The organism is Buttiauxella gaviniae (assembly GCF_040786275.1).
Taxonomy (GTDB): domain Bacteria; phylum Pseudomonadota; class Gammaproteobacteria; order Enterobacterales; family Enterobacteriaceae; genus Buttiauxella; species Buttiauxella gaviniae_A.
Genome location: NZ_JBFMVT010000002.1, coordinates 2,844,410 through 2,867,907 on the forward strand (window position 1 = coordinate 2,844,410; position 23,498 = coordinate 2,867,907).

General features: G+C 47.6%; 22 protein-coding genes. 14 read left to right on the forward strand and 8 right to left on the reverse strand.

Annotation, left to right across the window (positions count from 1 at the left end):
- Positions 1–38 precede the first annotated feature (38 nt).
- A complete protein-coding gene (locus AB1E22_RS13825; protein ID WP_367595821.1) occupies positions 39–1,139 on the reverse strand; it encodes a porin in 1,101 nt (366 codons plus the stop codon).
- Positions 1,140–1,434: 295 nt separating this feature from the next.
- On the opposite strand from AB1E22_RS13825, the gene proB reads away from it, so the two are divergent.
- The 4 genes from proB (at position 1,435) to AB1E22_RS13845 (ending at position 7,917) form a co-directional block, all read left to right on the forward strand.
- A complete protein-coding gene (proB, locus tag AB1E22_RS13830) occupies positions 1,435–2,538 on the forward strand; it encodes a glutamate 5-kinase (protein ID WP_367595822.1) in 1,104 nt (367 codons plus the stop codon).
- 10 nt (positions 2,539–2,548) lie between these two features.
- Positions 2,549–3,802, forward strand: coding sequence for a glutamate-5-semialdehyde dehydrogenase (proA, locus tag AB1E22_RS13835; protein WP_367595823.1), 1,254 nt, complete (start codon positions 2,549–2,551; stop codon positions 3,800–3,802).
- 502 nt (positions 3,803–4,304) lie between these two features.
- Complete coding sequence (locus AB1E22_RS13840) at positions 4,305–7,151, forward strand: autotransporter outer membrane beta-barrel domain-containing protein (protein WP_367595824.1); 2,847 nt, start codon at positions 4,305–4,307, stop codon at positions 7,149–7,151.
- Positions 7,152–7,296: 145 nt separating this feature from the next.
- Entirely contained in the window at positions 7,297–7,917 is a 621-nt protein-coding gene (locus tag AB1E22_RS13845; RefSeq protein WP_367595825.1) for a helix-turn-helix domain-containing protein, read from the forward strand.
- 34 nt (positions 7,918–7,951) lie between these two features.
- Here the strand turns inward: AB1E22_RS13845 and ampH are convergent, their stop codons facing one another.
- Together ampH and AB1E22_RS13855 are read right to left on the reverse strand one after the other, a co-directional pair.
- Positions 7,952–9,103: a D-alanyl-D-alanine-carboxypeptidase/endopeptidase AmpH gene (gene ampH / locus AB1E22_RS13850; RefSeq protein WP_367597377.1), complete on the reverse strand. Its 1,152-nt coding sequence runs from the start codon at positions 9,101–9,103 to the stop codon at positions 7,952–7,954.
- 177 nt (positions 9,104–9,280) lie between these two features.
- Positions 9,281–9,571, reverse strand: a complete 291-nt coding sequence (locus AB1E22_RS13855; RefSeq protein WP_367595826.1) for a hypothetical protein — start codon at positions 9,569–9,571, stop codon at positions 9,281–9,283.
- Positions 9,572–10,003: 432 nt separating this feature from the next.
- Between AB1E22_RS13855 and lpxP the strand changes: the two genes are divergently transcribed.
- The 3 genes from lpxP (at position 10,004) to sbmA (ending at position 12,838) form a co-directional block, all read left to right on the forward strand.
- Positions 10,004–10,930, forward strand: a complete 927-nt coding sequence (lpxP, locus tag AB1E22_RS13860) for a kdo(2)-lipid IV(A) palmitoleoyltransferase (protein WP_367595827.1) — start codon at positions 10,004–10,006, stop codon at positions 10,928–10,930.
- 59 nt (positions 10,931–10,989) lie between these two features.
- Positions 10,990–11,511 carry an isochorismatase family protein gene (locus AB1E22_RS13865; RefSeq protein ID WP_367595828.1) on the forward strand — a complete coding sequence of 174 codons (522 nt, stop codon included), beginning with the start codon at positions 10,990–10,992 and terminating at the stop codon, positions 11,509–11,511.
- Positions 11,512–11,620: 109 nt separating this feature from the next.
- Positions 11,621–12,838 (forward strand): peptide antibiotic transporter SbmA, encoded by a 1,218-nt coding sequence (gene sbmA, locus AB1E22_RS13870; protein ID WP_367595829.1) that lies wholly within the window; start codon positions 11,621–11,623, stop codon positions 12,836–12,838.
- Between the two features lie 36 nt (positions 12,839–12,874).
- Here the strand turns inward: sbmA and AB1E22_RS13875 are convergent, their stop codons facing one another.
- From AB1E22_RS13875 to AB1E22_RS13885, 3 genes are read right to left on the reverse strand one after another with little or no spacing between them, the layout of a single operon-like run.
- Positions 12,875–14,410 carry a DHA2 family efflux MFS transporter permease subunit gene (locus tag AB1E22_RS13875; RefSeq protein ID WP_367595830.1) on the reverse strand — a complete coding sequence of 512 codons (1,536 nt, stop codon included), beginning with the start codon at positions 14,408–14,410 and terminating at the stop codon, positions 12,875–12,877.
- Between the two features lie 10 nt (positions 14,411–14,420).
- Positions 14,421–15,599 carry an efflux RND transporter periplasmic adaptor subunit gene (locus AB1E22_RS13880; RefSeq protein WP_367595831.1) on the reverse strand — a complete coding sequence of 393 codons (1,179 nt, stop codon included), beginning with the start codon at positions 15,597–15,599 and terminating at the stop codon, positions 14,421–14,423.
- 20 nt (positions 15,600–15,619) lie between these two features.
- Positions 15,620–16,075, reverse strand: a complete 456-nt coding sequence (locus AB1E22_RS13885; RefSeq protein ID WP_367595832.1) for a MarR family transcriptional regulator — start codon at positions 16,073–16,075, stop codon at positions 15,620–15,622.
- Positions 16,076–16,272: 197 nt separating this feature from the next.
- Between AB1E22_RS13885 and AB1E22_RS13890 the strand changes: the two genes are divergently transcribed.
- Entirely contained in the window at positions 16,273–17,382 is a 1,110-nt protein-coding gene (locus AB1E22_RS13890; protein ID WP_367595833.1) for a DUF1615 domain-containing protein, read from the forward strand.
- Positions 17,383–17,388: 6 nt separating this feature from the next.
- Here the strand turns inward: AB1E22_RS13890 and AB1E22_RS13895 are convergent, their stop codons facing one another.
- Positions 17,389–17,712, reverse strand: a complete 324-nt coding sequence (locus AB1E22_RS13895) for a DUF2755 family protein (protein ID WP_367595834.1) — start codon at positions 17,710–17,712, stop codon at positions 17,389–17,391.
- A 284-nt stretch (positions 17,713–17,996) separates the two neighbouring features.
- Between AB1E22_RS13895 and AB1E22_RS13900 the strand changes: the two genes are divergently transcribed.
- Positions 17,997–18,227, forward strand: a complete 231-nt coding sequence (locus tag AB1E22_RS13900; RefSeq protein ID WP_367595835.1) for a DUF2754 family protein — start codon at positions 17,997–17,999, stop codon at positions 18,225–18,227.
- A 4-nt stretch (positions 18,228–18,231) separates the two neighbouring features.
- On the opposite strand, the gene ddlA is transcribed toward AB1E22_RS13900, so the two are convergent.
- Positions 18,232–19,332 carry a D-alanine--D-alanine ligase gene (ddlA, locus tag AB1E22_RS13905; protein ID WP_367595836.1) on the reverse strand — a complete coding sequence of 367 codons (1,101 nt, stop codon included), beginning with the start codon at positions 19,330–19,332 and terminating at the stop codon, positions 18,232–18,234.
- A gap of 133 nt (positions 19,333–19,465) precedes the next feature.
- Here ddlA and AB1E22_RS13910 point away from each other — a divergent pair, with 133 nt between their 5' ends.
- The 5 genes from AB1E22_RS13910 to adrA all read left to right on the forward strand — a co-directional run bounded on the left by AB1E22_RS13910 (position 19,466) and on the right by adrA (position 23,490).
- On the forward strand, positions 19,466–20,164 hold the full coding sequence (locus AB1E22_RS13910; RefSeq protein ID WP_367595837.1) for an extensin-like domain-containing protein: 699 nt from the start codon (positions 19,466–19,468) through the stop codon (positions 20,162–20,164).
- A 71-nt stretch (positions 20,165–20,235) separates the two neighbouring features.
- Positions 20,236–21,456 carry a multidrug efflux MFS transporter gene (locus tag AB1E22_RS13915; protein ID WP_367595838.1) on the forward strand — a complete coding sequence of 407 codons (1,221 nt, stop codon included), beginning with the start codon at positions 20,236–20,238 and terminating at the stop codon, positions 21,454–21,456.
- 93 nt (positions 21,457–21,549) lie between these two features.
- Positions 21,550–21,810: an anti-adapter protein IraP gene (gene iraP / locus AB1E22_RS13920; RefSeq protein ID WP_367595839.1), complete on the forward strand. Its 261-nt coding sequence runs from the start codon at positions 21,550–21,552 to the stop codon at positions 21,808–21,810.
- Positions 21,811–21,954: 144 nt separating this feature from the next.
- Positions 21,955–22,272, forward strand: coding sequence for a PsiF family protein (locus tag AB1E22_RS13925; protein WP_367595840.1), 318 nt, complete (start codon positions 21,955–21,957; stop codon positions 22,270–22,272).
- 90 nt (positions 22,273–22,362) lie between these two features.
- Positions 22,363–23,490 (forward strand): diguanylate cyclase AdrA, encoded by a 1,128-nt coding sequence (gene adrA / locus AB1E22_RS13930; protein WP_437178417.1) that lies wholly within the window; start codon positions 22,363–22,365, stop codon positions 23,488–23,490.
- The last annotated feature ends 8 nt before the right edge of the window (positions 23,491–23,498 follow it).

Here is a 23,498-nt window from a genome sequence, read left to right on the forward strand (position 1 = left end):
CCCCACCCGTAAAAAGGTGGGGATTTTTTATTGGTGGATTAGAACTGGTAGACCAGACCTAATGCAACCACATCATCGTTGTTCAGATTAAGCGCATTGTCATCGCTCAACTGGCTAATTTTATAATCAACAAACGCTGACATGTTTTTGTTGAAATAATAGGTTGCGCCAACATCAATATATTTCACCAGATCTGCATCACCTACGCCTTCAATATCCTTACCTTTTGACTGGACATAACCTACAGATGGACGCAGGCCAAAATCAAACTGATATTGAGCAATTACTTCGAATGCCTGGTTTTTATTAGCAAAGCCGCTGATGCTTGTGTTCACGCCATTAATTGATGCAGTACCAGAAACGGGTGTCATATTACGCGTTTCGGCATACATCGCCGCTAAGTAAATATTATGATCATCATATTTCAGGCCAGTAGTCCACGCTTCGGCATTATCACCTCTGCCAACAGTCAGGTTTTTCTGCGCCAAAGTACGGTTGGAATTAGCATAACCGGCGCCAACAGTTAGACCCGTGTCGCCAATATCATAAGTCAGGGAAGTACCAACGCCGTCACCGTTTTGCTTGCTGGTTGCGCGTCCGTCATTTTCATTTTTTCCTTGATACTGCAAGGAGAGTTTCAGGCCATCGACCAGGCCAAAGAAGGTGTTGTTGCGGTAGGTTGCAACACCATTGGCGCGGCCTGTCATGAAGTTATCAGTTTTGGTGTAAGAGTCATCGCCAAATTCTGGCATCATATCTGTGAAGGAGGCGACGTTATACAGCACGCCATAGTTACGTCCGTAATCAAATGAGCCGATATCTCCCGCTTTTAGTCCGGCAAAAGCCAGACGAGTTTTCGTCGTACCAGGATCACCCTCTACTTTGTTAGCGGCAACTTGATATTCCCATTGCCCAAAACCGGTCAGTTGATCATTAATTTGGGTTTGGCCTTTAAAGCCCAGGCGAACATAAGACTGGTCACCATCCACAGAGTTATTATCGCTCATATAATGTTCAGCTTTAACTTTTCCGTAAAGGTCTAGCTTATTGCCATCTTTATTATAAATTTCGGCTGCCTGCAAAGAGGTTGATGACGCCAGGAAACCTAATACCATTAATGCCAGAGTGGACTTTTTCATTTACTCATCCCAATAGTGTTATACGCGCTAAATTTAATCGGGAAATATCCCGTTAAAAAACGCTGAGAGTTTTATCGTTCTGAGATGAAAGATTTATGACAAAGTAAGATAAAGTTTAAATAAAAGTAATTAATGTTAATTGTCATAATTATGTCAAAAACTCTCATTACGTTATTCGATCCTTTACGCAAACTTCACCGTTTTCCATGCCACGGCAGTTGGCAAGCCGCGCCAGTCCTGTTACAACGTCATCTGGCATTTTAATTTTCCAATTTCGTTGAAACGGCAGAGAATCATGAGTGATAGCCAGACGCTGGTGGTTAAACTAGGCACGAGCGTATTAACCGGTGGCTCACGCCGCCTGAATCGGGCTCATATTGTTGAGCTGGTGCGTCAGTGCGCACAACTTCATGCCTCAGGGCATCGCATCGTTATCGTGACTTCCGGGGCTATTGCTGCGGGACGTGAGCATTTAGGCTACCCCGAACTCCCCGCAACCATCGCCTCGAAACAATTGCTGGCGGCGGTAGGGCAAAGCAGGCTGATCCAACTTTGGGAGCAGCTGTTTTCTATTTACGGCATTCACGTTGGGCAGATGCTGCTGACGCGTGCTGATATGGAAGATCGCGAACGTTTTCTTAATGCGCGCGATACCTTGCGTGCCCTGCTGGATAACAACATCGTACCTATAATTAATGAAAACGATGCCGTTGCGACAGCAGAAATTAAGGTCGGCGATAATGATAACCTTTCTGCGCTAGCCGCTATTCTGGCGGGGGCGGATAAGCTACTTTTGCTGACCGATCAGCAAGGGCTATTTACTGCAGACCCTCGCAATAATCCAGCCGCTGAATTGATCAAAGAAGTCCACGGCATTGATGATGCGCTGCGCGCAATTGCCGGTGACAGTGTTTCCGGGCTGGGAACCGGCGGTATGGGCACGAAATTGCAGGCTGCCGATGTTGCCTGTCGGGCTGGTATTGATGTTGTGATTGCTGCGGGTAGCAAGCCTGGCGTAATTGGCGATGTGATGGCAGGAACGCCGGTTGGAACGCGCTTCCACGCTCAACAATCACCATTAGAAAATCGTAAGCGCTGGATTTTTGGTGCTCCTCCTGCGGGTGAAATCACCGTTGATGACGGTGCGCTGGCAGCGATCCTTGAGCGCGGTAGTTCTTTATTGCCGAAAGGTATCAAAGACGTAAAAGGTAATTTCTCCCGCGGGGAAGTCATCCGCATCCGTAGTCTGGAAGGGCGTGATATTGCGCACGGAGTTTGCCGCTATAACAGCGATGCTCTGCGTCGAATTGCGGGCCACCACTCTCAACAAATTGATGAAATTCTCGGTTACGAATATGGCCCGGTTGCCGTTCATCGTGACGATATGATTGTTAACTAAGGAGCAGGCAATGCTGGAACAAATGGGCAAAGCAGCCAAGGCCGCCTCTTATCAGATGGCACTGCTCTCCAGCCGCGAAAAAAATCGTGCGCTGGAAAAGATTGCCGATTATTTGGAAGCACAATCCGAAAGTATCTTATCGGCCAACGAGCAGGATTTAGCTGAAGCAAAAACGAATGGCTTGAGCGAGGCCATGCTCGATCGTTTGCAACTGACTCCGGTACGCTTGAAAAGTATTGCTGACGATGTCCGACAAGTCTGCAATCTGGCGGATCCCGTAGGGCAGGTGATTGATGGCGGTTTGCTGGATAGTGGATTGCGTCTTGAACGCCGCCGCGTGCCACTGGGCGTGGTAGGTGTCATTTATGAGGCGCGTCCAAATGTCACCGTTGATGTGGCCTCCCTGTGTCTGAAAACTGGTAATGCGGCAATTTTACGTGGTGGGAAAGAAACCTGGCGTACAAATGCGGCAACGGTAAAAGTTATTCAGCAAGCGTTGACCGAATGCGGCTTGCCGTCTGCTGCTATACAGGCAATTGAAAGTCCAGATCGCGCCCTGGTGTCTGAATTACTGCGCATGGATAAGTATATCGATATGCTGATTCCACGTGGCGGCGCGGGTCTGCATAAACTTTGCCGTGAACAATCCACGATACCTGTTATTACCGGTGGCATCGGTGTCTGCCATATTTTCGTCGATGAAAGCGCTGAATTTACTCCGTCTCTGAATATTATCGTGAATGCCAAAACGCAACGGCCAAGCACTTGCAACACCGTTGAAACGTTATTGGTGCATCAGAAAATAGTCGAAACCTTCTTGCCGGCATTAAGCCAACAAATGGCAAAATCTGGCGTTACGTTGCATGCAGATGAAAAATCGCTGCAGTTGTTGCAAAACGGCCCGGCGGAAGCTATGCCAGTTAAAGCGGAAGATTATGACGATGAGTGGTTGTCACTCCATCTGAATGTGAAAGTTGTCGCTGATATTGATCATGCCATCGATCATATTCGTGAACACGGTACGCAGCATTCGGATGCCATCCTGACTCGCACGTTAAGTCACGCAGATCGTTTTGTTAATGAGGTCGACTCCTCTGCGGTTTATGTCAACGCTTCAACACGCTTTACCGATGGCGGCCAGTTTGGCTTGGGAGCGGAAGTCGCTGTGAGCACGCAGAAACTTCATGCCCGCGGGCCGATGGGGCTTGAAGCCTTAACGACTTACAAATGGATAGGGTTTGGTAACGATACTATTCGTTCGTAAATAATAAACAGGTAACACATACAATTCTGGAAATTATAAAATTGTATGTGTTATCTGTATTTTATAATTACTGATTCCTGCCTGTATTGTCATTAGTGTCCATTCAAATACACTATCAATGAAATTTCTCAATAGCATCTCTATTCATTCCAATAATTATAGGGTGACTGCAAATAATAAAGTTACACTCTTTAATGTTATTGTTGATTAATGTTTTGCATGTGAATGAATAAATGATTTTTTAATAATTATTTATATAATTCATGGCTTTTCTAACGTTCGCCTTGAGATGCGAAGAGTTTTTGTTTTTCGTTTTTCGTTTTTCCACCTGTTTTTTGTTATTTGTCTGTTTCCATACTAATTTAAAAAATTAATTGAACGAATTGCTTTAGGCACATAATAATCTTTTCGCTAATACCCTAACATCTATTAGTGATTACAGCTTACTGCATTGAATATTGATGGACCAACATAAGATTAAATCCCTTAGGAGGGATGACAAATGCATTCTTGGAAAAAGAAACTCGTTGTATCTCAACTAGCATTAGCCTGCACGTTGGCAATTGCTTCTCAGGCAAATGCTACCACTTATAACACTTTCGGTTATCACGATGACTCAAAAACTGCATTTAGTTGGAGTGATTGGGAAAACGCCGATAAACTTAACTACATTTCTTACGATGGTTATATCTATAACAATGCGGCTGATGGCGCTTATGATCAAACCTTCAATAACGATGTTGTAAATGGTGTTATTTCTACATACTACCTTAGTAATGATTATGCTGACGGTGCGGCGAATACGCTGAATATTTCCAATTCAAATATTCATGGCATGATTACCTCTCAGCAAGTTACTGACAATGATGGTCATTCCTGGACAAACAGCGATATTAACGTCGATCACAATTGGGTTGACGGTGATGTATTTACGTTGAATATAGCTAACTCCACAATTGATGACGATTATGAGTATTTCTATTTTACTGACAGCTATTTGAATGCTGATGGTAAAGCTGCTTCAGAAGAGTACCGCACTGCTGACTTAGCCAATTTAGGTACGGCGGTCACGCTGGATGTAGAAAGCAATATCACAATTAGCGATAACTCTCGTGTTGCCGGTATTGCTCTGTCTCAAGGCAACACCAGCAATGAAAAATACACCAGTGAATCTCATACCTGGGATAACAATATTTCTGTTGTTAACTCTACAGTGACTTCTGGTTCGTACACTCCGTTGGAAGGCAATGGTTTCTATGGCAACTCTGCAGAGCCAAGTGACTATTCAGGATCTGGTGGTGGTAACGACGTTGCAATGTCTTTTGCTGATAGCTCAGCATCTGATTATGCGATGAAAAACAATGTAAAACTCGACCATTCAACACTGATGGGTGATGTGAAATTTGAAAGCACCTGGAATGCTAATTTCTATCCCAATGGACATGATTCTAACGACGATGGTGTTCTTAACACCAACGGCGGCTGGGTTGACGATAGCCTGAACGTTGATGAACTCAACATCACCCTGGATAACGGGAGCAAGTGGGTTGGGGCGGCTGAATCCAATTATGAATCTATTAACACGACTCAGATTTACGATGTCGCAGTTAATAGCCTGGAGCCAGCTTCCACTTATGATCATTGGGGTAATACTGTTGATGATCAGAGCTTCCAGAGCGGTCTGTTCAACGTTGCGCTGAATAACGGTTCTGAGTGGAATACTGTTAACGGCTCCAATATTGATACGCTGACTGTGAATAATGCTTCTCAGGTTAACGTAGCTAAAGGCTCATCTCTGTTGGCTGACGCTATTACTCTGACCAACGGTTCGACCATGAATCTGAGTTCAGACGGTGTAGTGGGTACCGATCATCTGACCGTTGACGGTTACAGTAAAGTCGATCTTTATGATGAAACGGCTTACCTGGTTGCAAATACTATTACCGTGTCTAACGGCGGTGAATTCAGTATCGGTGCCGGAGATCTTGATGCTGGCCTGTTTAAAACCGATAAAATGGAACTGACTAATGGTGGTGTCTTCAACATCAATAGTAGTGACTATGTGTTAGATGCAGATTTGGTCAATGGCCATACCAATACCACTAATACTCAAGATGCAACCTATGGTTATGGTGTCATTGCCATGAACTCTGACGGGCATCTGACCGTTAACGGTAATGGCAACACGAACAATCCTGATCAAGAATTTAGTGTAAATGATGCTAATGATGGCACCGTAGCTGCGGCAGGTAATTACAAAGTTCGTATCAATAATTCAACAGGTGCGGGTTCAGTTGCTAATTACAAAGATAAAGAAATTATCTATGTAAATGACCAAAATAGTACGGCAACTTTCTCTGCTGCTAACAAAGCTGATTTGGGTGCTTACACTTATCAGGCTAAGCAGGAAGGAAATACTGTTGTACTGCAGCAAGGTGACCTCACTGATTACGCTAATATGGCGTTGAGCATCCCTTCTGCTAACACCAATATCTGGAACCTGGAACAAGACGCTCTGGCAACTCGCCTGGCTAATGGCCGCCATACTCCAGCGGGTGATACCGGCGGTGCATGGGTAACTTATATCGGTGGTGGTTTCTCCGGCGACAACGGTGTGCTGAACTATGACCAGGATGTTAACGGCATCATGGTGGGTCTGGATAAACAGATCGATGGGAACAGCGCGAAATGGACTGTTGGTGCGGCGGCGGGCTTTGCTAAAGGTGATATCAGCAACAATAGCGGTAGCGTTGATCAGGACAGCCAGTCTGCCCGCATCTACTCTTCAGCTCGTTTCCAGAACAATATCTTCCTGGATTCAACGTTGAGTTATAGCCATTACAGCAATGATTTGACCGCAACGATGAGCAACGGTACAGCGGTTGATGGTGACATTTCTTCCGATGCCTGGGGCTTTGGTATGAAACTGGGCTACGACGTGCAGCTTAACCAGCAAGGTTATGTGACTCCATATGCATCAATTTCTGGTCTGTTCCAGGATGGGGATAATTACCAACTGAGTAACGACATGAAAGTGGGCAGCCAATCTTATGACAGCTTGCGTTATGAGTTAGGGGTGGATGCTGGATATACCATCAACTATGGTGACCAGGCGCTGATTCCCTATTTCAAACTGGCCTACGTTTACGACGATTCCAATGGCAACAGTGCTGATGTCAACGGTGACGACATTGACAATGGTGTAGAAGGCTCCGCTGTACGTGTCGGTCTGGGTAGCCAATTTAGCTTCACCAAGAACTTCGCAGCTTATGCTGACACTAACTACCTTGGCGGTGGTGATGTGGATCAGGATTGGTCAGCGAATGTCGGTGTTAAATACACCTGGTAATTACATAATTAATTGGTTGAATGGTTATAGGATAATTTGCTCTTGTTAATCTTATATCTAATTTAAATCAAATGGTTATAATTAATGCCCGCCTCGAAAAGTGACGGGCATTTTATTAGACTCTTAAGATAAAGGAATATCTATTATGTACACAAAACCATTAACCCAGCTCGAAACCATTCGCAGCAGGTTGGTGGTCGCTGGGGAAAGCTTTTCTTTGCCAGCAGACAATGAATTAAGAATGTTTAACGAAAACAATGAGCCATTAATTTGGTTCTTCGATGAAGGGAGTGTCGTACTACATCGCGAAACCGACGATCTCTTAATGGATCTTGTTTCGGCCCCCACATTGATTGGTTTGGCAAATATAATTCACACCTCTCAAATTAAATATCGCATGATCACTCAAACAAATTGTAAAGGTTTTTTCCTTCCCGCAAACCTTGCTTTTGACATCATTGAAAAAAATAGATTATGGAAGCACGCCTGCCATTGGACGACCTACATCTTGCGCAGCCTTGAGTATCGTGATGCGCGTTTTGTCGGTGCAACAACTTATTCTCAAATTCGAGCTACTTTACTCATCATGGATTCATGGGGAGTTGATTTACGTGCGCGTACGGGCGTTATTAATTTTATACAAAAAAGAACCAAAATATCGCGCTCAGTCATAGCAGAGATATTATCTGCCCTACGCAAAGGGAATTATATTGAGATGGATAAAGGTAAGCTAATAGCGGTGAATCGTCTGCCAAGTAGTTATTAAAAATGGCAGGTCGACGCATCGACCTGCTTTACTATCAGGATGCCGGGCTTGCTTTCGAGGTAAAGCCACTTAATTCTGAGACTAAATCATTCACACCATCACTCATATTCACGAAACGAGTTAATGGCGAACGAGTCACGACAACGAATACACCGACATTACTTTGCGGAACCATTGCCATATAGGTGATAAAGCCTCCGCCACCACCGGTTTTTTGCACAATGCCTGGGCGGCCATTTTTCGGTGCCATATATACCCAACCCAGCCCTAAAGCGTCTGCTTTTCCTGGGACATCCATGCCAATCACTTTAGTGAGCTGCGCACGCTGATAAATTAGCGTCTGCATTCTGTCGGCCTGGGTATTGCGGCGATGGAAATCAGAACTCAGGAATTGCTGCATCCAGCGCATCATATCGTCTGGCGTGGAATAAACGCCACCGCTGCCAATGGCCGCAAGCGTGTTATCACACGGGCTGGCCCCTTTCTCCGCCACCATTAAGCGCTTGCATTGGTCAGGCGATGGGGTAAACGTTGTATCTTTCATACCTAACGGGCGCGTTATTTGTTCTTCAAACAGCGCCGGGTATGGTTTTCCTGCTGCTCGCGCCAGTGCATCAGCGAGCAAATCAAAAGCAAGGTTCGAATAAGAGGCAATACTTCCTGGTGCGCTTTTTAAACTCGCGTTGGCGAGCCAATTCCAGCGTTGGTCACGCGTAGGCCAGGTGAATACCGTTCTGTGGGCTGCACCGCCGGGTTGTTCACGCGGTAAGGCGCTGGTATGCGTTGCCAGATTGACCAGAGTGATGGGTTTACCGTTGTAAGTTGGAACGCGTGCACCGGCAGGCGCATATTTACTTAGCGGGTCATTGAGCTGAACTTTGCCCTGATCCAACATTTTTACCAGCATTTCACTGGTCATGAGCTTGGTCAGCGAGGCAATACGAATGACCGAATCAAGCTGAGGGCGCACATTACTGCCCGGCCGGGTTTCCCCAAAACTTCTGAAAACGCGTTGATTACCATCAATGACTACCATCGCCATACCCGTTGCACCACTGCCGTAATAAATATGATTGGCATAACGGTCAGCTATCTCAGAAGCAAAAACGGGATCGGGAGAGGTTTGTGCAAAGCTTAAAATTGGCAGCGCAGCAATAACAAGCGCAGCAAGGCGCGGGAGACGAATTTTCAACGCGGGTAACCCATAAACGAAGTGGAGCGATATTGATCGTATTTATACTACTCTACGGCACTTCGCAAACGGGGAAAATGAGGAATGTGATGAGAAAAAGCGTAACGCGGCGTTTCAAGGAGATTTTTGTTCAGTAATGCACCACAGTTTGTTGCTGTGGTGCATCCGGAATTAATTCGTTTTTTGTACGTCTTTTTGTGTCACCTCGTCTGAGGTACCACCTTGTTTCAACATTTTGTCGTCGCTTTTATGCTCTTTGCGCAGCTCCTGCCCTGATTCACAGCCTTCTTTTTTAACATCAGTCCCGGCTGCTCGGCAGTCATCAATGATGTGATCAGGATTATTGAGCTGTTCTTTTTCCGCCTGCATACCCGATGTGCTGCTGGCTGGATTTTCGGCAAACGCACCGGTGCTTGCGAAGAGCAGCGTGCTGGAAAGTAAGGCTAGAGTCAGTTTTTTCATTATGTAGGTTCCTGAAGAGTGTAGGGAAATCCCACTAAGTATTAGTGCAAAAATCCTTTTCTGACAGGTTTGTAAGGCTAAAATTTATTCAGTCAACATTAGCGTTATTTTGAGCATCTTGATTGATTCTGGAGTGCTCACGAAGGGGGAGGGTGAATGCTCTGGAAAAGCCAAAATCAGATTTAAATTGTCTGTTTTTTGAGCGCTAAAGTGCGTATAAAGGTTGTTGCTGACTCAATTAAGCAAAATACGCAAAAAAACTGACATCATCTATACATGGCTTGATCAGAAAGTGCGTATCATCAGCATAACTTTTATTACTATGCTGCAACTATTACTGTCGGATAGCGTCCAAGTAATAGCACTACGTTGTACCGCTAATGACTCAGTTCCTTATGCGATACACACTCATTACGCATACAGAAGCAGAGAATGTCTAGTAAACCATCCTTTAGAAAAGAACTTATTCACCCTCGTTACTGGCTCACCTGGTTTGGCCTGGCTATTTTGTGGCTGTGGGTTCAGTTGCCATACCCCGTACTCCTTAAAATGGGCAATTTGATTGGCCGCACATCCATGCGTTTTCTCAAACGCCGTGTTTCCATCGCTCGTCAAAACCTTAAACTTTGTTTCCCGCAATACTCCGATGCGCAGATCGATGCCATTGTTGAGCAGAATTTCGAATCACTCGGCATGGGCCTGATTGAAACCGGTATGGCCTGGTTCTGGTCGGACGAACGTGTGCGCAAGTGGTTCGATGTTCGTGGGCTTGAACATATCACTACTGCCTGTGAGAAAGGGCAGGGCGTCATGGCTATCGGCGTGCACTTTATGTCGTTGGAATTAGGTGGCCGTGTGATGGGGCTTTGCCGTCCGATGATGGCGATGTACCGTCCGCACAACAATAAAGCGATGGAGTTTGTCCAGACGCGCGGGCGTTCGCGCTCCAATAAAGCCATGCTCGATCGTCGTAATCTTAAAGGGATGGTGAAAGCCCTTAAATCAGGCGAGGCCGTGTGGTTTGCGCCGGATCAGGATTACGGCCCTAAAGGCAGTTCGTTTGCACCATTTTTTGCCGTTCAGCAAGCTGCAACAACTAACGGAACGCACACTATTGCCCGTCTGGCCAAACCAGCCATTCTGACTATTGTACTGATCCGCAAGGCAGATGGTACCGGCTATCAATTGGTTATCGAGCCGGAGTTTTGTGACTACCCGCTTGATGATGAGCAGGCCGCCGCAGAATACATGAACCGCAAAATCGAACACGAAATCATGCGTGCTCCAGAGCAGTATCTTTGGCTGCATCGCCGCTTTAAAACCCGGCCAATGGGTAAACCTAAACTTTACACGGTCTAGCGCAAAAACAGGCATGTGTTACGCTCTCTCTTTCCTCGTTTTAGTGAGAGAGCTTAAACATGCCTGCTCAACGTGTATTGATGGTTATTGATATGCAAAATGGGGTTTTTGAAACCCCTCGTATTAATCGAGAATCCTGCACCACGCGTATTAACCAACTGATCAACGCCGCCGATATAGTCATTTTCATTCAGCACACAGAACCAGGGCTTGAGCAGGGAAGTGCGGCGTTCGATCTGTTGCCCGAATTGCTCCGACCTGCTGATGCGCTTTATGTCAGCAAAACAGCCTGCGATGCATTTTATCGCACTGAACTTGAGGATGTTCTCAAGCGCCATCAGATACGCGAATTTGTGGTGTGCGGTTGCGCGACGGATTACTGCGTGGACGCCACGATTAAAAACGGGGCCAGTCGTGGCTATGCCATAACTGTCGCTGCTGATGCTCATACCACAGCTAATCGTCCGGCTGCATTGGCTGAAGTGTTGATCGCCCATCACAATGATGTCTGGCGCAATCTTACGATTCCGGGAAATACCTTGTTGGTAAAACCTACACAAAAAATTCTCGAAGAGTGGTAAATAATCAGCCTTACACCTCTTGATACAACATTCAGTGAGCCTTATTGTGCCGGGATAGTTATAACAACAGAAGTTATAACAAGAAGAGTGTGTTTTCAGGAGTGTTGTAATGTTTAAATCGTTTTTCCCACGCCCGACAGCGTTTTTCCTGTCGGCTTTTATTTGGGCGATGATAGCCGTTATCTTCTGGCAGGCCGGCGGAGGTAATTGGCTTGAGCATTTGGTCGGTGCTACCGGAGAGTTCCCCATAAGTGCTGCTCGCTTCTGGTCGCTAAAATCTCTGGTTTTCTATGCATTTTACGGTTTTTGTGTCGCCATCTTTGCCAGTTTCTGGTTTATCTACAGCCCACATCGTTGGCAAAATTGGTCAATACTCGGTTCCGCACTAATTATATTTGTCACTTGGTTTTTGGTGGAAGTCGGGGTGGCAATTAACGCCTGGTATGCACCATTTTTTGACTTAATTCAGACCGCGTTGAGCTCTCCGCATAAAGTGACAATTCATCAGTTCTACAGGGAAACAGCGGTGTTCCTCGGTATTGCGCTTATTGCTGTCGTCGTGTCAGTACTTAATAGCTTTTTTATCAGCCACTATGTTTTCCGTTGGCGTAATGCGATGAATGATTACTACATGGAAAACTGGCAGATGCTGCGTCATATCGAAGGTGCCGCGCAACGTGTGCAAGAAGACACCATGCGGTTTGCGCAGACGCTCGAAGACATGGGGGTAACCCTGCTACAGTCAGTGATGACCCTCATTGCTTTTCTTCCGATACTGGTTGCTCTTTCTCCACATGTCAAAGAACTGCCTATCGTTGGGCAGATTCCTTACGGTCTGGTGATTGCCGCGATTATTTGGTCGTTGATGGGGACAGGGTTGTTGGCAGCGGTGGGGATCAAACTTCCGGGTCTGCAATTTAATAATCAGAAAGTGGAAGCAGCCTACCGTAAAGAGCTGGTCTATGGTGAAGATGATGCTGCACGTGCCACGCCGCTAACAGTAAAACAATTATTTGATGCTGTGCGTCGCAATTATTTCCGCCTTTATTTTCACTACACCTATTTCAATATTGCCCGTGTTCTTTATCTGCAGATCGATAATATCTTTGGTTTATTCCTGCTTTTCCCATCGATTGCCGCAGGTGTCATTACTCTGGGTTTGATGAACCAAATAACTAACGCATTTAGCCAGGTTCGCGGTTCGTTCCAGTACCTGATTAGCTCATGGACAACGCTTGTTGAACTGATGTCTATCTACAAACGTCTGCGTAGCTTTGAGCGCACATTACAAGATATTCCTGTGGAAGCGGCAGGTGAGTCGGCCTAAAAAGCAAAATCTGGCGGGGCGACCCGCCAGATTGATTTAATGCCCTGCAGCCGGAGCGCCAGGCGCACCTGAACGGACAAACGGCGGGCGAGCAAACCAGATAATCACGATCAATCCCATAAACCCCCACCCCAGAATCCAGAAGTAATCAATGGTCGACATCATATAAGCCTGCTGCTCAATCGTTTTGTCGACAACCGCCAGATGCTGCTGTGTTACGCCTCCCATCTTATCCAGATAGTCTACGGCTGAAGGGTTATAAATCGACACGCTCTCGGTCAGATTGGCATGGTGAAAAACTTCCCGGCGCGACCAAATCCACGTAGTAAGCGATGATGCAAATGAACCGCCCAGCACGCGGAAGAATGTTGCCAAACCTGAGCCTTCCGCCACTTCCGCCCCGTTAAGATTCGACAGAACAATGGTCGTAATTGGCATAAAGAAGAATGCCACGCCAATCCCCATAAACAGCTGTACTTCTGCAATCGTGCGGAAATCCACATCGGTATTAAACTGCGCACGAATGAGACACGAAGAACCCATGGTCAAGAACGACAGCGAGGCCAGAATACGCAGGTCGAACTGAGTGGCGTAACGCCCGATAATCGGCGTCATAACCAGCGGTAACACACCCATTGGCGCCGCGGCAAGCCCGGCCCAAATTGCGGTATAACCCATCTGGGTTTGCAGCCACTGCGGCAAAATGATGTTGATAGCGAAAAATGCCGCGTAGCCCAGCGTAAGTGAGAGTGTGCCAATAGCAAAGTTGCGGTCTTTGAACAGACGCAGATTAACAATCGGATGGCGCTCCCCCAGCTCCCATATCACAAACGATACCAGTGAGATCGCCGAAATGACCGACATAATAATAATATGCGGCGAAGCGAACCAGTCGAGGTCGTTCCCCTTATCCAACACAACTTGCAACAGCCCAACGCCAAGTACTAAGAGCGCAATGCCGATATAGTCGATTGGCGCATGAGTGGTGGTTTCTTCGCGCGCGCGTAACTGCGTCCAGACGACGATCGAGGCAAATATCCCGATCGGCACGTTAATGTAGAAAATCCACGGCCAGGAATAGTTATCGGTAATCCAACCGCCTGTAATCGGCCCGACAATAGGCGCAACCACGGTAACCATCGACAGCAGCGCCAGCGCCATACTTCGCTTACTGGAGGGGAAAATCACCAGCAGCAGCGTCTGGCACATCGGGAACATCGGCCCGGCGAAAAACCCCTGCAGCGCACGGAAGATGATCAGCTCAGTCATACTGTGGGCGAACCCACACAGGAACGAGGTGAGGGTGAACATCATTACCGAGCCAATAAACAGTTTTAGCTGCCCAAAGCGTCGGGTAAACCAGCCGGTAAGCGGGAGGGCAATGGCGTTACACACCGCAAATGAGGTGATAACCCACGTCCCCTGATCCGCGCTGACGCCCAGATTACCGGCGATAGTCGGCAGCGCAACGTTCGCAATGGTGGAATCCAGCACCTGCATAAAAGTCGCCAGCGACAGCGCGAGCACCGCCAGCCACATATTGGGAGGCGTAAATGCGGCTTTATCTTGCATAACGTCTCTCTTAATGGGCGCGGGAAGCTACCGCATTGCTGTTGTCATGAAGAATTTGTGCCACCAGTTTGTCTGCGGCCTCAAGCGAATCCTGATAGACATCGGTCTTAAAGCGAGGTGCGCTAACGGTCTGCTGCGGCAACAAATGCCCATCGGTATTACGAATATCGACACGCGCATTCATAGACAGGCCAATGCGTAGCGGGTGCTTTTGCATATCGTGTGGATCGAGAGTAATGCGCACCGGTAAACGCTGAACAATTTTGATCCAGTTACCGCTGGCATTCTGCGCAGGCAAGAGTGAAAACGCGCTGCCGGTGCCGATACCCAGGCTCTCGATAGTACCGTGATACTCCACATCATCCCCGTAAAGATCGGCATTAAGCGTCACTTTCTGCCCAAGACGCATCGCTTTCAACTGACTTTCTTTGAAGTTTGCATCCACCCAAACTTCATTAAGCGGAACGATCGCCAGCAGCGTCGTACCGGACGTAACGCGCATGCCCAACTGAACCGCGCGTTTAGCCACATACCCACTCACTGGCGCAACAATGGTGGTGCGAGAATTATCAAGATAACGCTGGCGAAGCGTCGCCACGGCGGTTTTGATCTCCGGGTGGCTATCAATCACCGTGTCATCCACCATGGCAAGATTAGTGCGTAATGCTTGTTGAGCTGCGGCCAAATCGCTTTGCGCACTGGTGACCGCATCGCGGTAATGGGAGAGATCTTCAGCGGCAATCGCACCGGTTGAGAAAATTTTCTGGCGGCGAGCATAGTCATTTTGCGCGGTTTGCAGGGCAACCTGTTTTGCGGCGACCTGAGCGCGGTAGTTATCTGCCGTGCTATATAAACCGCGCACCTGGCGTACGGTATTCGCAAGGCTTGCTTCTGCTTGCTGAAGGGCAATTTGCGTATCGCTAGCATCAAGCAGAACCAGCGGCTGGCCTATCTCGACGAAATCCCCTTCGTCCGCCGTTACCTGAGTCACCGTGCCGCTGATTTGCGGCGTAAGCGCGACCTGGTTGCCGTTTACATAGGCGTCATCTGTTGATTCATAATATTGCGCATACAGGAAGTACCAAGCGAGGCAGCCTGCGGCCGCCAGCACAAGAACCAGTATAAAAATAATAAAATTACGTTTGCGCTTACTGGAACGCTGAACGTGTTGTTCTGGAGTGGTTTCCATCTTTTTACCTTTATACGGTGTTATTTATGTGGCGCAGTGAGTTCATCAGGCAGCATTTTGGTGATAAGAGCCACCAACTGCTGAGATTCTTCCTGCGTCAGTCGCTCGGTGAGCGAGCTAATAATTGAGGCCAGCGCTTCATTCTGAAAATGGTCACAAATGACCTGGCCCTTTTCGGTCAGAGCCAGAATCACCTGACGTTTATCTTGTGGATTGGGCTTACGAAGAATCAGCTCACGCTTGACCATACGATCAACCATACGGCTCATGGCCCCTGCGTCCATGGCCAGATTTTTGCTAATCACAACTGGGCTAGTGGTGCCTTTATAAATATTAATCAACACCTTAAATTGTGCTGCGGTAATGTCCATGCCGGAAAAGTAATGGCTGATAAGCTGATCTTTAAACTGGTTTGCGAGATGGATCAGCAAACCGAGATGAAATTTGTTGTCGATATTACCCGGGTTGTTGCTCATGATATTTGCCTGGTCAGTAATTACATTTGAAATTAATGACCAGGCAGTGAATTGTCAAGTTTATGTCAAGATAAGCGCACTATTTGTCAGCGAGCCGCGAGGTGTTCATCTATTTATAAGTCAATCTCTGATAAACGCGGGGCAAGGGAACTGTTATTGTTCTCTAAATCTTATAAAAACAATCACAACGGAACGTTATGACTACAGTGACTTTTAACAGGCAGCACGGATTCTTCGCACTGAGCCTGGCTGCCGTTTTTGTGCTTGCCGGGTGTACGACTAAAACGACGACTACGGCCCCCGAAAAAGCAAAAGCGGTGGATGTCGAAACGGTTGTAAAACAGAAAATCCCAGCCAGCGTGAAAGACAGAAATAGCTGGGCCAAAGATTTAGCGACCACATTTAAGAGCCAGAATATTGCCCCGAGCGAGGAAAATATCTGCTCGGTGCTGGCTGTCGCTCAGCAAGAATCCAACCTGGTTGCCGATCCCGCAGTGCCGAATCTGAACAAAATTGCCTGGAAAGAGATCGACCGACGCGCTGAAAAAATGCACATTCCGGTATTTTTAGTGCATACCGCGCTACTGATTAAATCGCCGAATGGCAAGAGCTACAGCGAGCGCCTGAATAACGTCAAAACCGAAGGGCAACTGAGTGCAATATTTGATGATTTTATTGATATGGTGCCGATGGGGCAGAAACTGTTCGGCAATCTGAACCCGGTCCATACCGGCGGGCCAATGCAGGTGAGCATCGCGTTTGCTGAACAGCATACCGATGGATACCCGTGGAAAATGGAAGGCACCGTACGCCAGGAAGTTTTCACCCGCCGCGGTGGATTGTGGTTTGGGACGTACCATCTGCTGAACTACCCGGCAAATTATACTCAGCCTTTGTATCGTTTTGCCGATTTCAACGCCGGTTGGTATGCCAGCCGCAATGCCGCATTCCAGAATGCGGTCAGCAAGGCAACGGGTGTGAAACTGGCGCTGGATGGCGACCTGGTTTTATATGATACCGATAAAGCGGGCAGCACTGAGTTAGCGGTCAGAAAACTGGCCGATAAACTCGATATGAGCGACAGCCAAATTCATCGGGCTTTGCAAAAGGGTGATAGCATTGATTTTGAGAAAACCGATTTATATCAGCAAGTTTATGCGCTAGCGGAGAAAAAATCGGGTAAGAAGTTGCCGCGAGAAATGTTGCCAGGCATCACGTTAGAAAGCCCGAAAATTACACGTAATCTGACGACCGCATGGTTTGCAAAACGGGTGGATGAGCGACGTGCTGCCTGTATGAAACGTTAGAAAGCGTTAGAAATAGTGGCGATGGTGGAACTTCATCGCCAGACTAATTACGCCTAAAAGCGCACAACCGGCCAGAAATGGCACTACGCCAAATACGGTGCTGACGGCAAAACCCATTTCAATATGCGGCCGCGTGGCATCGTTGCCTTGAGCGAGATGTTCAAGCACACCTGGCGCGTGAACGACCAGGCTCAGAAACTGCGAACCGGCCCAAAAGCAGAATAAAATGAAGGCAGCATACGCCAGATTACTTCGGGTAGATCCCTCTGCTTTTGTTGTTGAAACGGCGTATACAGGCACAACCTGTTTCGACAAACTCACATCAGTCATCACGACCTCCCAGATAACTTTAAAGCGATTTCAGGCCACAGCCTGGTGAACTGACAGACTCCAATGAGGCTGATTCTGGCAGGTCATATTGTTTGTCAATATCAGATTGTTGGTAATTTAGGGTGCAGAATGCTCCTGGTTTGCGAATATATGTTTGCGATCACATATTTGTAACTTAGGTGAAATTTCCGTAACAATATTCTGTTCCGAACGCGTAAACGTGCAGTTTCTCGTCGCGGGCTATGCCACAATAAGTCCTCTTTTTTGTCCTGACGGATTGCACCATGTCTGCGAAAACATTGTCTTCAAAAATGCGCCGTGACTGGCACTATTACGCCGTAGCGATCGGTTTGATCTTTATTTTGAATGGTGTGATTGGCTTGTTGGGTTTTAAAACGGAAGGGTGGCAGAATTATGCTGTCGGCCTGGTGACGTGGGTGATTTGCTTCTGGCTGGCGGGTTTTATCATTCGCCGCCGCCCGGAACCTGAAGCCCCAGAGGCGGCGAAAGAGTAGGTTTTTAAGCCGTAATCGAACTTTTTAGGGCGCTATCTTGCTGGTGGCGCTCAAGAGCCAGTTCAATCAAACGTGTAATCAGCGTCTGGTAATCCAGACCGCTTGCCTGCCAGAGTTTCGGATACATACTGATATTGGTAAAACCAGGCAGTGTGTTGATTTCGTTAATAATAACTTCATTTTCGGCCGTCAGGAATACGTCAACTCGCGCCATTCCGCTGCACCCCAGGGCCTGATAGGCCTGCACGGCAATCTCACGAATTTTATCGTTGATCTCAGCAGACAGTGCTGCGGGTACCACGACCTGCGCGCCTTTATCATCAATGTATTTGGTGTCGTAAGAGTAGAAATCGCTATTCACCACGACTTCGCCGCAGGTACTGGCTTGTGGTTCATCGTTGCCCAACACCGCGCACTCGATTTCACGGCCCACAATTCCGGTTTCCACCACAACTTTGCTATCGAACTCGAAAGCTAAAGCGACAGCCGTTTCGTATTGCTCAGCGGTTTTCACTTTGCTGACGCCAACGGACGACCCCTGGTTCGCAGGCTTAACAAACAGCGGCAGGCCGAGTTTGGCTTCAACGTCGGCAAAGCTAATTTTGTTACGGTTAGCGCGGGTAAGCGTAATAAACGGCGCGATATTCAGGCCTGCATCGCGCAGCAGACGCTTGGTCACGTCTTTATCCATGCTTACGGCAGACCCTAACACGCCGGATCCGACAAATGGCAAATTCGCCATACGCAGCATGCCTTGCAGAGAGCCATCTTCGCCTAATGTTCCGTGAACGATTGGGAAAATAACATCTACCGGCGCTAAAAACTGCGCGGAAGAGGATTCAATCAGCTGGTTTTCTGTTTGACCTGGAACCACGGCAACATTAGTTCCCGAACGATTCAGGGCGATCAATGCCGGGTTTTCTGCGTTTAACAGGTAGTTGGACGCATCGTTGATATGCCACTGGCCTTGTTTATCGATACCCAGTAACACCACTTCAAACTTTGATTTATCAATGGCGTCGACAATATTTTTCGCCGACTGCAACGACACTTCGTGCTCGGCTGATTTGCCTCCAAACACGATACCCACCCGCAGTTTTGCCATGCCCAAACCCATCCTTAAACAGTACAAAGGCGGACAACATACCACGCTCAAAGCGAGGATTCATGTGCTTCCTGCGGCTTAAAACAGCTCAAGTTCTATAATGATTATTCCGTAGACAAAATCGGGTAATGGGATGGCAAAAGGAGTGAAGATAGTGATTGGAATAACCCTCATGGCTGCGGCTGCATTCTGGCTCTATGAGCGCCTGCCCGCGCAGTACAATCCGTTCGCTCCACTTTCTATTAATGATCCGCCGACGCTCGTTACACGCTACAAATTACGCCAGATGGGAAACCATCCGCAGACCTGTCTTGCCCTGTTACAGCAGGCGAAGGCACAAGGGCAATTAACTTTTCGCCGCGTGCCGGACAGCACCGGAAATTGCCCGCTGAACAATGTCGTACGCGTGCAGAGTTTCGGTAACGTAGAGTTAAGCAGCAGCTTTCTGGCAAGCTGCCCGCTGGCGCTAAGTAGCACAATGTTTGTCCATCAACGAGCCGTTCCTCTGGCGCAGAGCATAATCGGGAGCGACCTTAAACGTATCAATCATCTAGGCAGTTTCGCCTGCCGTAATATCTACAATCGCGAAGGGGCGCGACGCAGCGAACATGCTACGGCAGAGGCGCTGGATATTAGTGGATTTGGATTTACGGGGAAGCAACAAGTCAGTGTTTTGAAAGGCTGGAAAGCCGACGGGAAGGGGCGAGAATATCTCCATGCCGTGTTCGAAAACGGCTGCCCATTTTTTGGTAACTCACTGGGGCCGGAATATAACGCGGCGCATGCAGACCACTTTCATCTCGGCATGCGCGGCTACGGGCTTTGTCGATAAAATTAATTTGTATGATAAACTTCACAGAATTCCGCTCATCCTGTTTATCCCACTTATAAAGCGTGCCTGGTATGGAATCCTGGAAGGTCAATATTATCTCGGTGTGGTTCGGTTGCTTTTTTACCGGGTTAGCCATCAGCCAAATTCTACCGTTTTTGCCGCTCTATGTTGAACAGCTTGGCGTCACTTCTCATGAAGCGCTATCCATGTGGTCCGGGCTAACCTTCAGCGTTACGTTTCTGGTTTCCGCAATCGTCTCGCCCATGTGGGGAAGCCTGGCCGATCGTAAAGGCAGAAAATTAATGCTGCTGCGTGCTTCGCTCGGTATGGCCGTTGCTATTTTATTGCAGGCGTTTGCCACGAATGTCTGGCAGCTCTTTATTTTACGCGCCGTGATGGGGCTGACTTCCGGTTATATTCCTAATGCAATGGCATTAGTGGCATCACAAGTGCCGAGAGAACGAAGCGGTTGGGCATTAAGTACGCTCTCCACCGCACAAATTAGTGGCGTGATTGTTGGCCCGCTGTTGGGGGGATATATGGCGGACACTCTCGGGTTACGTATGGTGTTTTACGTGACAGCAGTATTATTGATGGTCAGCTTTTTAGTGACCTTATTTCTGATAAAAGAAAACGCGCGCCCTAAAATGAGCAAAGCCGATCGTTTATCAGGCAAAGCCGTATTTGCCTCGCTGCCTTATCCTAAGCTAATGATTAGCCTGTTTGTCACTACCATGGTCATTCAGCTTTGTAATGGCTCCGTCGGGCCCATTCTCGCGTTATTTATCAAACATCTTTCTCCTGAAAGTAACAACATTGCCTTTATTAGCGGGTTTATTGCCGCCGTACCCGGTATTTCCGCGCTTATTTCCGCGCCACGTTTAGGTAAGCTGGGGGACAGAATTGGTACTGCCCGCGTATTAATGGCAACGCTCATCTTTGCCGTGGGTTTATTTTTTGCGATGTCATGGGTAACATCGCCTATGCAACTGGCGGTATTACGATTTTTACTCGGTTTTGCCGATGGGGCTATGTTACCGGCAGTGCAAACCCTACTGGTCAAATATTCAAGTGACCAGGTCACAGGGCGAATTTTTGGATACAATCAATCGTTTATGTACCTTGGTAATGTCGTTGGGCCTTTAATCGGAGCCGGTGTTTCCGCAATGGCAGGCTATCGCTGGGTATTTATTGCAACCGCCTTCGTCGTATTACTGAACGTCTGGCAATTGGCGGTAATGTTGCGGCGTAAAAAGCAGCAGGATGCTCTGCGAAAACAGATCGCACCATAGGATCTCATCAGATAAAAATAGTCTATTTGCCCTCTAGGCAACATGAAAACAGAATGTTAACTTCATGTTTAAAATCCCTATATGGCAAACGTTATGAAAAATCTCATTGCTGAGTTATTGATTAAACTCGCTGAAAAAGAAGAAGAGTCGAAAGAGTTTGTCGCACAAATCGAAGCCCTGGAAATAGTCGTCACGGCGATGCTTCGTAAAATGGAACAAAGTGACAGAGAAGCCATAATCAGCAACATTCAAGGGGCGTTACATGAAGTGCGACCAGATGAAAGCGTCACTTCTCATGATACCGAACTGCTGGAGCAACATTTAGAAAGATTGCTGACTCATCCTCGAGCTTAAAACTATTTCCATGCCCGTTTTTAATAACGGGCGAAATTAAAAAACAGCAGCGCCTTCGTTATATCTGAAATCCTTTTCCGGAGGTTCGCCTTTTCTTCAACCTGCGACCAAAATTAAAGCACCACAATAAAAAAGGATGGTGCTATGAAAACAGTATTAATGATGGCGTTACTGGCGGGGTTTGTAGGGGCGACTGCGGCGGCAGATAAAGCAATGACCCCGCAGCAGCAACGAATGACAACGTGTAACCAACAAGCGACCTCGCAAACGCTGAAAGGGGACGCCCGTAAAACTTACATGAGCAATTGTCTGAAAAATAGTCAGTCAACGCCTGCGGAAAAAAGCCTGACGCCGCAGCAGCAAAAAATGAAAGAGTGTAATGCCGAAGCCGGGAAACAAACCTTATCCGGTGATGCACGAAAAACTTTCATGAGTAATTGCCTGCAAAAACAAGCCCGATAGCCTAAATGGGTGAGTCGGTTCGCTGGCTCACCCGAAAAATCATACTTTCCCCCTAAGCAAACTTTCTATAATTACGGCAAATATTTCAGAATATTCCGAATTATCATGATTGATGAACGCAGTTCTGGTAGATGGCTTCCTGGGGGAATGATGGATAGCTCAACGTACCTTGATGAAGACCGGCATCACTCCGCGCGGAGATTTGCCCGACGTCTTTATATTCCGCGAATCATAGGCCTGGCGACGGGCTTTTTTTGTGTTTCTTCAGTATTGGTGATGCAGCCCGTAAGCGGATGGTGGTGGCTGTTATTGGTGGCGTACTGTTTTATTTGGCCGCACTTTGCCTGGCAAACCGCCGATCGTGCATCCGACCCTGCGCGCGCGGAAATCCGTAATTTGATGGCTGATTCCATCATGGGCGGAGTATGGATTGCCGTCATGGGGTTAAATGCGCTGCCTTCGGCACTTATCCTGGCAATGCTATGCATGAATAACGTCGGGTGTGGGGGGCTAAAATTGTTCCTCGGCGGCCTGGGTATTATTGTCCTGAGCTGCGTGCTTACGTTGGGTCTGCTTCATATTCCCCTTAACTTACAAACTATGCCCTCGCAAGTTTGGATTTGTCTGCCTTTTTTACTGATTTATCCTGCCTACTTTGGTCTGGTTAGTTACCGAACCGCATTGAAACTTTCTGAACATAAGCGACGGTTGATGCTCATGAGCACGCGTGACGGTATGACGGGCGTCTACAACCGGCGTCATTGGGAGCATTTGCTGCATGGCGAGTATGACAACTGCCAACGCTACCAACGAAGCGCCACGCTGTTACTCATTGATATTGACCACTTCAAGTCCATCAACGATTCATTTGGCCATGATGTTGGCGACGAAGCTATTCTCGCCATCACTGAACATTTGCAGCTCACCTTGCGGATAACCGATGTTATAGGGCGTTTCGGAGGCGATGAATTTGGCGTGATTATGTCTGGCACCTCGCAAGAGAGTGCCATACAGGCAATGGCGCGAGTCCGGGAGTATCTTGAAGAGTTTCGTTTGCCGCATGCACCCCACATTTCGCTGCATATCAGCGTCGGCGTGGCGGAATTTGACCAGAGTATGATGAATTATCGCGAATGGCTAAAAGCGGCTGATGTCGCGTTGTATAAAGCAAAAAATCTCGGGCGCAGCCGCACAGAAGTTTATGATATTGCAGCGTAAAACCCTCC

Coding starts and splice junctions, on each gene's coding strand:
- proB (WP_367595822.1), top strand. CDS start 1,435: ATGAGTGATAGCCAGACGCTGGTGGTTAAACTAGGCACGAGCGTATTA.
- AB1E22_RS13885 (WP_367595832.1), bottom strand. CDS start 16,075: ATGAGCAACAACCCGGGTAATATCGACAACAAATTTCATCTCGGTTTG.
- AB1E22_RS13880 (WP_367595831.1), bottom strand. CDS start 15,599: ATGGAAACCACTCCAGAACAACACGTTCAGCGTTCCAGTAAGCGCAAA.
- AB1E22_RS13915 (WP_367595838.1), top strand. CDS start 20,236: ATGGAATCCTGGAAGGTCAATATTATCTCGGTGTGGTTCGGTTGCTTT.
- AB1E22_RS13910 (WP_367595837.1), top strand. CDS start 19,466: ATGGCAAAAGGAGTGAAGATAGTGATTGGAATAACCCTCATGGCTGCG.
- iraP (WP_367595839.1), top strand. CDS start 21,550: ATGAAAAATCTCATTGCTGAGTTATTGATTAAACTCGCTGAAAAAGAA.
- AB1E22_RS13825 (WP_367595821.1), bottom strand. CDS start 1,139: ATGAAAAAGTCCACTCTGGCATTAATGGTATTAGGTTTCCTGGCGTCA.
- AB1E22_RS13890 (WP_367595833.1), top strand. CDS start 16,273: ATGACTACAGTGACTTTTAACAGGCAGCACGGATTCTTCGCACTGAGC.
- AB1E22_RS13925 (WP_367595840.1), top strand. CDS start 21,955: ATGAAAACAGTATTAATGATGGCGTTACTGGCGGGGTTTGTAGGGGCG.
- AB1E22_RS13865 (WP_367595828.1), top strand. CDS start 10,990: ATGCCTGCTCAACGTGTATTGATGGTTATTGATATGCAAAATGGGGTT.
- AB1E22_RS13875 (WP_367595830.1), bottom strand. CDS start 14,410: ATGCAAGATAAAGCCGCATTTACGCCTCCCAATATGTGGCTGGCGGTG.
- sbmA (WP_367595829.1), top strand. CDS start 11,621: ATGTTTAAATCGTTTTTCCCACGCCCGACAGCGTTTTTCCTGTCGGCT.
- lpxP (WP_367595827.1), top strand. CDS start 10,004: ATGTCTAGTAAACCATCCTTTAGAAAAGAACTTATTCACCCTCGTTAC.
- AB1E22_RS13900 (WP_367595835.1), top strand. CDS start 17,997: ATGTCTGCGAAAACATTGTCTTCAAAAATGCGCCGTGACTGGCACTAT.
- proA (WP_367595823.1), top strand. CDS start 2,549: ATGCTGGAACAAATGGGCAAAGCAGCCAAGGCCGCCTCTTATCAGATG.
- AB1E22_RS13895 (WP_367595834.1), bottom strand. CDS start 17,712: ATGACTGATGTGAGTTTGTCGAAACAGGTTGTGCCTGTATACGCCGTT.
- AB1E22_RS13845 (WP_367595825.1), top strand. CDS start 7,297: ATGTACACAAAACCATTAACCCAGCTCGAAACCATTCGCAGCAGGTTG.
- AB1E22_RS13840 (WP_367595824.1), top strand. CDS start 4,305: ATGCATTCTTGGAAAAAGAAACTCGTTGTATCTCAACTAGCATTAGCC.
- ddlA (WP_367595836.1), bottom strand. CDS start 19,332: ATGGCAAAACTGCGGGTGGGTATCGTGTTTGGAGGCAAATCAGCCGAG.
- AB1E22_RS13855 (WP_367595826.1), bottom strand. CDS start 9,571: ATGAAAAAACTGACTCTAGCCTTACTTTCCAGCACGCTGCTCTTCGCA.